Source organism: Cupriavidus neocaledonicus (assembly GCF_000372525.1).
Taxonomy (GTDB): Bacteria; Pseudomonadota; Gammaproteobacteria; order Burkholderiales; family Burkholderiaceae; genus Cupriavidus; species Cupriavidus neocaledonicus.
Genome location: NZ_AQUR01000076.1, coordinates 60,159 through 70,109, shown reverse-complemented (window position 1 = coordinate 70,109; position 9,951 = coordinate 60,159). Strand labels below are relative to the sequence as shown.

General features: G+C 61.8%; 9 protein-coding genes, 1 rRNA gene and 1 pseudogene. 4 read left to right on the top strand and 7 right to left on the bottom strand.

Annotation, left to right across the window (positions count from 1 at the left end; translation table 11 throughout):
• Window positions 1-159: 159 nt before the first annotated feature.
• Window positions 160-273 (top strand): 5S ribosomal RNA (gene rrf / locus A3AG_RS0105385).
• A gap of 456 nt (window positions 274-729) precedes the next feature.
• Window positions 730-984, top strand: coding sequence for a hypothetical protein (locus tag A3AG_RS0105380; protein ID WP_018004436.1), 255 nt, complete (start codon window positions 730-732; stop codon window positions 982-984).
• A gap of 16 nt (window positions 985-1,000) precedes the next feature.
• Here A3AG_RS0105380 and A3AG_RS0105375 read toward each other — a convergent pair whose 3' ends face one another.
• The 7 genes and pseudogenes from A3AG_RS0105375 to A3AG_RS0105345 form a co-directional block, all read right to left on the bottom strand.
• Window positions 1,001-1,678, bottom strand: a complete 678-nt coding sequence (locus A3AG_RS0105375; protein ID WP_018004435.1) for an SOS response-associated peptidase family protein — start codon at window positions 1,676-1,678, stop codon at window positions 1,001-1,003.
• Between the two features lie 127 nt (window positions 1,679-1,805).
• Window positions 1,806-2,387: a DUF4142 domain-containing protein gene (locus tag A3AG_RS0105370; protein WP_240619796.1), complete on the bottom strand. Its 582-nt coding sequence runs from the start codon at window positions 2,385-2,387 to the stop codon at window positions 1,806-1,808.
• 29 nt (window positions 2,388-2,416) lie between these two features.
• Complete coding sequence (locus A3AG_RS0105365; protein WP_240619795.1) at window positions 2,417-4,174, bottom strand: galactose oxidase early set domain-containing protein; 1,758 nt, start codon at window positions 4,172-4,174, stop codon at window positions 2,417-2,419.
• 275 nt (window positions 4,175-4,449) lie between these two features.
• Window positions 4,450-4,719, bottom strand: a pseudogene (locus tag A3AG_RS0105360) (tyrosine-type recombinase/integrase); the annotation flags it as partial.
• A 39-nt stretch (window positions 4,720-4,758) separates the two neighbouring features.
• Window positions 4,759-5,484, bottom strand: a complete 726-nt coding sequence (locus A3AG_RS0105355) for a maleate cis-trans isomerase family protein (RefSeq protein ID WP_018004432.1) — start codon at window positions 5,482-5,484, stop codon at window positions 4,759-4,761.
• Window positions 5,485-5,552: 68 nt separating this feature from the next.
• Window positions 5,553-6,875, bottom strand: a complete 1,323-nt coding sequence (locus tag A3AG_RS0105350) for an MFS transporter (protein ID WP_018004431.1) — start codon at window positions 6,873-6,875, stop codon at window positions 5,553-5,555.
• A 441-nt stretch (window positions 6,876-7,316) separates the two neighbouring features.
• Window positions 7,317-7,973 (bottom strand): TetR/AcrR family transcriptional regulator, encoded by a 657-nt coding sequence (locus tag A3AG_RS0105345; protein ID WP_018004430.1) that lies wholly within the window; start codon window positions 7,971-7,973, stop codon window positions 7,317-7,319.
• A gap of 238 nt (window positions 7,974-8,211) precedes the next feature.
• Between A3AG_RS0105345 and A3AG_RS0105340 the strand changes: the two genes are divergently transcribed.
• Both A3AG_RS0105340 and A3AG_RS0105335 read left to right on the top strand, forming a co-directional pair.
• Window positions 8,212-9,480 carry an aromatic ring-hydroxylating oxygenase subunit alpha gene (locus A3AG_RS0105340; protein WP_018004429.1) on the top strand — a complete coding sequence of 423 codons (1,269 nt, stop codon included), beginning with the start codon at window positions 8,212-8,214 and terminating at the stop codon, window positions 9,478-9,480.
• A 63-nt stretch (window positions 9,481-9,543) separates the two neighbouring features.
• On the top strand, window positions 9,544-9,930 hold the full coding sequence (locus tag A3AG_RS0105335) for a hypothetical protein (RefSeq protein WP_018004428.1): 387 nt from the start codon (window positions 9,544-9,546) through the stop codon (window positions 9,928-9,930).
• Window positions 9,931-9,951 lie beyond the last annotated feature (21 nt).

Here is a 9,951-nt window from a genome sequence, read left to right as displayed (position 1 = left end):
ATGCGTTAAGCTAACCAGTACTAATTGCCCGTAAGGCTTGATCCTATAACCAGTGTGTTTCACCTGGTTGATCGTCGCCTTGTGCCACGATACGCACAACCAAGACTACATCCCGATTCGTGACGCTGTCCCAACCCGACAGCGCCACAACCCCTCATGCCTGGTGACCATAGCGAGTTGGAACCACCCCTTCCCATCCCGAACAGGTCCGTGAAACGACTCCGCGCCGATGATAGTGCGGATTACCCGTGTGAAAGTAGGTCATCGCCAGGCTCTTATTGTGCAAAACCCCTCGACAGCGTGTGCTGCGAGGGGTTTTGTCTTTGGCGCGGCAAAACGCTGCGCCAGTCTCCGGCACGCTGAAAACCAGCAATGCCACCTTGCGCGAATCCCTCGATCCAGGCCTGAAGCGCACTTTTCGCCGGTATCTTCATTTGTTTGGTTATCCCTGCAGCCGAGCGGGCCGGACGGGCTGGGGTGCCTAGGAGTGCGCGCTGTTACGCATGAGTTGGTAGCGCTCGGCGACACGGTCATGTCCACCTACCTGGAGTGGCCCGGCATCGGCATGGATTATTTGCAAGTCCTGCCGGTAGCGGTACAGGAATTCGTTCAATCGTGGCTGTGCAAGGCGTGCCGCGATGCCAGCAACGGGGATTGTGCAGGGTCGGTGCCGAGATGCTAACCTGCAACAAGGCGCCCGCCGTCACCCTTGCAATGGGGAGAGAGAAAATGAGCCGCCTGCTGCTCAGCAATATCGAACCCGACACCTCGGACGAGGAAATCCAGGCGTTCCTGGAAAAATACGGTTTCCCGCCGTTCGACAGCCTCGAACATGAGGACGGCGATGGCACGCACCCGGCCGTGCTGCTGACCTTCGGCAGCCTCGACCCCGCAGTGCTGGGCAAGTTGCAGCAGCGCATCGACCATATGTACTGGAAGAAGCGCCAGCTGAGCGCTTCTATCCTGCACGACCGTTTTGCCTAGGCGGCGATAGCGCGGCCTACAGCGAAAGCGCATCCAGCCCGTCCGTGCCGGAGTCCTCGGTGGAAGGGGGCGGCAGCGGGTCTGGCATAGCCATCATCTTCTCGGCCGGGTAGAGCGCCATGAAGCTTCGCGCCAGTTCAGGATCCCGGCACGCGAGCCATGCCCCCCACTGCAGGTGGGGAATCATCACGACCGACCGTTTTTCCTTGCCCGGGGTGTGCATCAGCTTCATCACCGCATGGCCTGGCGCGCTCACGGTAAACATGGCGAAGGAATAGGATCCGTCCGGCCATTGCCTCCACAGTCCGGCAATGCCCAGTGCCGGCTCGTCCGGCAGCCAGATCCGGTAGCGGATCCAGCCCTGGCCGGCGACGTAGCACGGCTCGTAGATGGCCATCGCCGGCACCAGGCAAAACTGGGTGCGATGCCATGCGCTGCACGAACCGCGCCGGTCGCCGACGTTCTCGGCGCGCACATTCATGGTTTCAAAATCCCGGGCGCCATGGACATGGCGCGAACGCGGCACAAGGCCAAAGGTGGCCAGCAAGCTTTCGCGCCGGCCGCTGGCATCGGCACGGACGATGGGCGCGGCATCGCCGGGCCATATTTCCGGCTTCCATGTTCCCGGCGGTGGCTCGGCCCCGAATACATCGCGCAGCACCGGGCCGGTCACTGCGGCGAAATTGGTACACACGACATTGCCTCCCCTGACGTCAGACGCCTCGCCTCGGGCACGGCCTGCCGCGATTCGCTACACCTGTCCAAGCGGCGGTGCGAAGGGAAGGGTGGGCGTATCTCCGGCTGACCGGTACCGAGGACAACTATCGCGATACCTCCGACGCCATTTTCCTGGCCGATTCCAGATGATGTTCAAGCGTCGGCAAGGTCTTCTTTGCGAAGTCGCGTACATCGCTGTCGCGGGCGTCGCTCGCGGCCTTGCGGAACAGCGCCACCGCATCGTTGTGCGCCTTGACGCCGACTTCATCGGCGTACTGCTTGTCGAAGCTGGCGCCTTGCAGTGCGCCCAGGGCTTCCAGCTTCTTCTGATCTGCGGGACTCGGGGTGGCCGGCAACTGCACGCCCTTGGCGCTAGCCAGGCGCTTGAGGTCTTCCGCCGCGGCGCGGTGGTCCTGCAGCATCTGCCCGGCAAAACGCTTGACCGTGCCACTGGTGGCCTTGGTTTCGGCCAGCTTGCTGGCATCGATCTCCATCTGGCCGGCCTGTGCGGCCTTGTTCATGAAGTCCGCGTCGCCGGCGGGCGCTGCGGCGTACAGGCCGGTTGTCAGGCAAAGCAATATCGCCGCAAGTGCGGATCTGGCATCGCGGGCATGGCGGCCGGGCTGGCGTGCATCGAATGGCATGACTGTCTCCTGAACGGGCAACCATACCCGGCCTTGCAACAAACATGCCGCCATACCGCGCAGTTCCGCCCTCAGGACACCCGGACGAATTTGGCCACCGAAGGCACCCCCTGAGAATCGATGATAAACAGCATGTAGTAGCCGGGCGGCACCAGAGAACTGGAAGCGGGCAGGGTGACGCGCAGGTTCTTCGCGCCCTGTTTGGTATAGCGCAATTTGATATAGCGCTGATGCATGTCGTTGGCGTGGGTCACAGCCCCCGGCGCCACCAGCGCAACGCTGGAAACATTGGGGGTGCTGGAGCCGACGGTAAAAGTTTGTCCCAGGCTCAAGGCACCCGGTGCGCTGGTGATATTGGGGCGCGCGCCCTTGAACAGGTACGGTGGCGAATACACCTGCGCCTGGTGCGTGCTGGCGGCCAGAGGATTCATATCGTCCTGGGACAGCAAGACGGTGGCGTCAGGCAACAGAATGGCACTCGAGTGGTAGCCTGCCTGGATGGTGTTCGGACTCATCGAGATCCAGGTCCCGGTCGGATCGCCGGCCGGCTTGTTGTAAAGCTCACTGTCGAAATGCGGGTTGTCATAACCATTGCTGGCCGCATTGCCGCCCACCGTAAAGAGCGTGCCATCCGGCAGGATCACGGTATTGGCGTTATGGCGAGGCTGCAGCCATTGCGGAAACTGTCTCCACCCGGCGTTAGGGTTGCCGACATCGAACCACTCGTTGTTGCGGAAGGCGCTGTCGCCTTCGGCGCCGCCTGCAATCATCACGACCTGCTTGACGGGCGTGACCGAGGCATCGGTATAGAGAACGCCGTTGGCCCACTCATAGTGCGAGCTCAGCATGTTTGGAATGCTGCTCCATGACCAGGCGTCAGGCGTCAGCAGCACGGTATTGTAGAAGGCCGGTCCGGCCTGCATCATCTGGCCCGAACCCAGCAGGTATTGGAACGGATACATGCCGGACGGGTCGTGGTACGAAACCGTGCTCATCGTGCCAACGCTGTCCATGCCAGCGGCAGGGGTGAACAACTCAACCACCGACGTGGTATTTCCGGATCCCGTTTCGTCGAGGCCGCTGGTGATGACTACCCGGTTGTCTGCCAGCTTGGTCACCGTCGGATACCAGCGGCCGACCGACATATTGGGTTGGGTGGTCCAGGTTTCGTTGAGCGGATTGAACGTATAGCTGCTCAGCGCGCCCTGGAAGTTCTGCTGGCCTTCGGGTGCATTCGGGTCCGGATAGCGCAGATTGCCACCCGCAAGGAAAACCCTGCCGTCGCTCAGGATCGTCTGGCCGGCACACCAGATATTCTCGGGAGGCGTAATGGGATGCCCCGTGCGTGTCACAGGGTCCCAGACATAGGCGACACCGGTATTCGAAGCTGCCGGATTATGGTATTGCGTCGGCTCGTACGACCAGAACAGCACCTTGCCGGTGTGCAGCAATACCGCAGTGATGCCGACTACCGGAATGACGAAAGGCTCGCTCCATTGGCCCGCCGTATTGGTGGCCTGGGCTCTGGCCGCTGCCAGCACCTGATCATCCGGCGTGGCAACCCGGTCCAGACCGGCTGCCACGCGACACTGTTTGGCACGTGCTCTGGCATGCGACTCGGCATGGGCCGGGCCGAGCACGGCAGTTTCTCGCTGCCTCAGCCTGGCTTCCGCGGAAGGGTTGTTGCAGGCGTCATTGTCAAAGCTGACGGGAGCTGCGTGAACCGGCGGCGCCAGCAGGACAAAGCCAATGACTGACGCCCACACGGTTTTCCGGAAAATCATGCGTTGACGCATTTGCATCACCTCCTGCGTTGGCAGCGTTGCCATGGAATGCGGGAATTCCGCGCTGGAAGCTCACGGTCGAAAGCCGCGAGGACGTTCCACCGGACTTTTCTAGCTTAGGGGGGCAAGCAGAGAGCCAATGTGGGCTGGCGCACGGAAGGAATGCGATTGGGGGCTTGCATTTTGCTCAAGCGGCGTGCGGTGTCCTCGGACGTAGGGGCGTATGCATTCGCTTTTTCTCACCCCTGATAGCGAAGCAAACCTTGGAGCGCATGGATCCAGGTGAGAGCAATGGCCATGAACTTGGCAGGCCTGCGCGCCTACGTCTTGCTGGTCCAGCCAATCCGATGCCGCTCCTGTGTCGCCCGGTGCCGGGCATCCTCTTCGCTGTGCAAGTAGCCACTCGTTGTCGACAGCGAACTGTGGCCAAAGTTGTCGCGCACAAAGCGCAGGTCGACCTGCTGGTCGGTCATGTGCGGACCAGCGGTGTGGCGAAGCCAGTAGGCCGAGGCGCTGGCCAGCACCGGCTTGAGGTTTCCATGCCGGCCCGCGCGTCCGCAGCCGCGGCGCGCCATGCCAAACGCCTCTTTAGGGTGCAGCCGCCGGATACGGTCATCGTTGCCGAAGTTTCAGGATGCGCGTTTGTCGAAACGACCAGCCAGCAGACTGCCGAATCCCGACGGCCGATCGGTCAGACCGAGTGTGCGCAAGCAGTGCCAGAGCAGAGCCTGATTGCTGGCGACCACGGGCTTGCCTGCACGCTCGATTGCTTCGATCACGCCGCTTACCTGTATGCCGGCGCAACTGATTAGCACGGCATCGGCCTGGTCGGTGTCGATTTGCGCAGCCAGTTCAGCCCAGTGCGAGGCCGGAAAAGAGCCCTGCTGGATGGGGGTGGAGCAGGGGTCCGATATATCGCAGGTAACTTCAATATTGTGGCGCGCCAGAAACGCGATTTCCATCTCTACTACCTCGCTGGGATATGGTGTCATCAGCGCGACACGGCTCGCGCCGATCGCGCGCAAGGCGGCGAGAATGGCATCGGTGGTGGTAATCGAGGGAATTCCAGTGGCATCGAAGATTCGCTGGTTGATGGCTTGTGCCCCGACTGCCATGCTGGCCGCCGTGCAGTTCATGGCGATCAAGCTGACCTCGGCAGTGGCTAGCAGCGCCGCGTGGGACTCTACATCGGCCACCACAGCCTTGTCGCTCTCAAGTGAAGTGCGCGAGAACGGCATGCGCGTCGTGACAAACTGGACGCCGGCTGGCGCCATCAGTTGGACTTCAAAATCGCACAGGCCGCCAGAGGGGTAGAGGTGCCCGATGCGTGCCTGATAGCCAAAACCAAGGCTCATGTCGTTTTCCGTTGAAGTAAGGACCGACGCCGTCTGATGAGAAGCCGACGCCGGCCAGTTCTCGTGAGTTACTGCCTGCCTTGGGCGTGTTTGACATGCTCCGGCGTGGGTGTGATATACACCGCCAGCGCCGCCAGTACTGCTGCGGTCGAGAACAGCACAAAATTCCACACCGGATTTGCGTTCAGCCCTGCGATATAGCCGCCCAGCACCGGGCCTGCCATGGCGCCGAAACGTCCTACGCCCACGGCCCAGCCTGTCGCGGAAGCGCGGGCATGCGGTGCGTAGTAGTTGGCAATATAGCCAAGCAGCACGAGCGCCGTGGCGATGCTGCCGAAGCCGGCCAGTGCGACCAGGGCATAGTTGACGAGCAGTCCATTCTTCTGCGATAGCGCGAAGATCGACACGGCGCCGATCAGGAAGCTGACAGCAATGGTCTTGCGCGGTCCAAAGTAATCGGCGATCCGTCCAATCATCACGCCGCCGATGGCCGCGGCCATATTGAAGACCGCGAAGAAAGACAGGCTGGAGCCAAGGTCGTAGCCGCTCTTGCGCATGATCTGCGGCAGCCACGTGCCAAGGCCATAGACCAGCATGATTGCCATGAACTGCGCGCCCCACAGGCAGATTGTCCCGAAAGCGTTTTTGCGCGAAAAGATCTCGGCGAACACGTCTTTCAACGACCTGCTGGGCGTGTCGTCATGCGTGACTGGCGTCGTGGGTGCATCGACACCGAGACGCTCGGCAAGCTTCTGAGCCTCCGCATGCCGGCCTTTGCTGACGAGGAAGTCCAGCGACTCCGGCAGCCACAGCATCAGCACTGGCATGAACAGCAGCGGCAGGGCGCCGATTGCCACGATGGCACGCCATCCATACTGCTCCATGTATGCCATGCCGGCCACCGCCGAGACCACCGCACCGATCGGATAGCCAGAGTACATCAGCGCAAAGTTCAGGTTGCGACGCTTGGGCGGCGAGTACTCTACCGTGAGTGCTGCCGCTACCGCGATGACACCGCCCAAACCAAGACCGCCAATGCCGCGCACGAGGGCGAACATTGCCGGAGACGGGGCCCAGACTGCCGCGAGCATCGATAACGAGAACAGTGCCACGCAGGCGATCAAAAGCTTCTTTCGGCCCGCCAGATCGCTGAGCGGACTGATGAAATAAGCGCCGAACAAGGTGCCGAGCAGCGCAGCGCTGCTCATCTGGCCGAGTTCAAGAGGCGTAAGCCTCCACTGTGGATCATTGATCAGCGCGGGAACGATGGTTCCCATCACGCCGATGTCGTAGCCCTCGGCGAGGATGGCGCCCCAGCAGAGTAGCAGAACGAGATAGGTGGTCCGTTGGGGCACGGACCGGGCGGCTTCGGAAGTACCGGCAACATGCATGGCGAAAACTCCTGGGGGGCGGCTTTATAGGGGGGGGCGTAGGCAGCCGGCAGGCTCACAGCGGGGCCCTTATGAGCGTCGGCTTAATAAATAGTAGTATTCGCTAATGCGCGGATGGCATCGGGACATACCCTAGTCGGGGCATGAGGAGCGCACTTTCACAGCGGTCGCCGCGCCGTCGGCGCGGCTAGCGTGTGCTCGGCGAGCGACATACGACCGGAATGCGCGGCTGCGGGAACCCGCTAATGGATGTGCGAAGTGATGCTGTCAGCGGTAGCTCAGGTCTGTCCATGCCGGCGCAGCCGACAATATAGAAGAAGGATAGAGCTGATACTGGGGGCGAAGGAGACAGCAAACGCCGAGGCCTTGATGTCAGTGAGCAGGCAGGCGGTGTTGAGCGGCACTCGGTATTCGAGGGGCGTTGGGGCGCCCTTGGTGCGCTCAGGAAACTGCGGAAGACTCTTGCCGGGCTTTCTGGTTGCTTGATGCGCGCCGCTTGCTCCGGGGCGCGGGTTGGGGAACTTCCTCCGGTCCCAGCAGCATCTCGGTCATCAACGTGGCGATGGCCTCCAGGTCGCGCGTGTCGCCAATCCGGCTATTGATGGCAAAGCCGTCGTGGGCCATCCACAGAATGTGGGAGAGCAATCGGTTCGACGCCAGGTGGGCGCGTTCGGGCGGCAGGCTTTCCAGGATCAATTCAGTGATCGCGATCTCGCACTGTTCGAGCAGGTTGTTCGGTTTGGCAGTGTCCTGGGGGGCGCTGGCGAGCGCCTCGATCATCGCGTTGGCAAAGGAATGGTCTGCTGCCGGAATGTCGCCCCACAGGCCGACGATGATTCGGCGCAGGCGTGTGCGGGGCGTCGGGAACTTGCGTACCGACTCACGCAGGCTGTCCACCCGGGCAAGCAGCCATGGGGTGTAGATCTCATAGAAGATCAGCAGCTTGGCATCGAAGTACACGTACAGGTTGGCCACGGTCATGCCGGCAGCGCGCGCGATCTCCGACATCGTGGTCGCCGTGTAGCCCTTGCGGCAAAACAGATCGAACGCGGCAGCGAGGATCGCCTCGCGCATTCCGGCCTTCTTCACTTGTGGCATTGAGCTTTCCTTCCGATCCGGCCCCCCTGGGCCGTTTCCTGTCCACATGGTTGGTGGTGCACGGATGCACCAACGTGGTTCGGTATTTTACCAAGATCGGACGCTGACGATGGCGAGAGAACCCCATTGCGCTGTCCGTGGCATTCCTTCCTTGACTTTTCTTTTTTTGAAAATAGAATGACGTTCATTATTCGACGGCGAGCTTTCGCCGAGGTCACCATCCAGGAGGAGAGGCGCAATGACATCGCAGCAGACGTTCTTCACAGATCGCTATCCGGAGCTCGGCAAAGCACCGGTACCGGTCGAGCCCTATATCTCTGCCGAGTACTTCGAGCGGGAAAAGGCAGAGATCTTCAAAAAGACCTGGCTGCAGGTTGGACGCGTGGAAGAGATCCCCAATCCGGGCGATTACTTCGTCAAGGAACTCGCGGTCTGCGACACCGAGGTCATCGTCGTGCGCAACAAGCAGGGCCAGATCCGCGCCATGCACAACGTCTGTGCGCACCGGATGAACCAGGTCGTCTATGAAAAGTGTGGCAACACGCGCAAGTTCTTCTGCAAATTCCACGGCTGGGCCTACGACCTCGACGGCCGCCTGACCGGCGTACCCGAGGAGGGCTGCTTCTTCGACATGCAGCGTGAGGACTATGGTCTCTCTCAAGTCTCTTGTGACGTCTGGCAGGGCTTCATCTTCGTCAATATGCAACCGCAGCCGGCGCAGACGCTGGCTGAGTTCATGAAGCCAGTCTATGGCGACGTGGAAGGCTACCCGTTCGACAAGCTGACCTGTGCGTTCCAGTGGACCAGCGTTGTCAACTGCAACTGGAAGCTGGCCCTCGACGCTTTCCAGGAGGCCTATCACGTTGCGTACGTCCACGGCAATTCCATCGCGGACGCGATCGACAAGAGCGACGGCGGCAGCATGCGGCCGCTGGATGTGGTCTGCGGGGACGTGCACCGGCGCTTGTCGCTGGCAGGCAACCAGAAGTCTGTCTATGGCAACCCCAAGGCCGTGACCAGTGGTGGGGCCGCCGCGGCTGAGGCCCTGGCAGAATCCGCCGCATCGCGCCCGATCGCCGCCGCGGCCTTGCGTGCCGGCATGGGCAGCGCGAAACACGAGTTTCCGCTCGAAGCCCTGCCCAAGGGTGTGAACTGGACGCACAGCAAGAACTGGCTCTTCGACATCAACGTCATCTTCCCGGACTTCTACGTCTCGTTGCGGCCCAACTACTACCAGGCCTACACCTTCCGCCCGATTGCGCACAACAAGATGTTGTTTGAAGGCCGCGTGTACTACCCGGAGATGACCACGGCCGGGGGCCGCTTCTTCCTCGAGTACATGAAGGTTGCGCTGCGCGACGTGTTGCTGGAGGACATGAGCACGCTGGAGCGCACGCAGGCCGCGGCGGAGACCGGCGCCAAGACGCACATGATCCTGCAGGACAGCGAAATCCTGGTCCGCCACGGCGCCCACGTGGTCGACCGCCTGATCGGCGCAGCGCAGTAACGTCGGATCAACGCCGAATTAACGCCGCATCAACGCCGCAGTAACCCATAACGGAGCGAAGTCATGGAAGAAAAGATCATCGATGTCGGCGGCCTGCGCAAGCAGCGCACGGCAACCCTGCCCGAGCGCTTTGCGCACCTGAGCCCGATCGCGCACTGGAGCCTGCCGACCGAAACTGAGCGCAATATCCAGCGCCATCGCGCCTCGATGGAAGAGATCCACGCCTTTGCGGACGCGATGCTCGGAGAGATCGGGGCGATTACCGCGTATCTGGACACCTTCGAAGCCGGTGCGATGCCGGCGCAAGCGCAAGCGCTGATGAACCTGCTGCTGTCTCTGGCCGAGGTAGCGCCGGCCATCGAGTTCTACCGCCAGCAGGCCGTGATCGATGGCTTCGACCCGCGGCGCTTCGTGGCCGACGAGACCTTCAAATTGTCCCCGGCGCTTTGATCGCGCCGCCAGAGGAGTCCA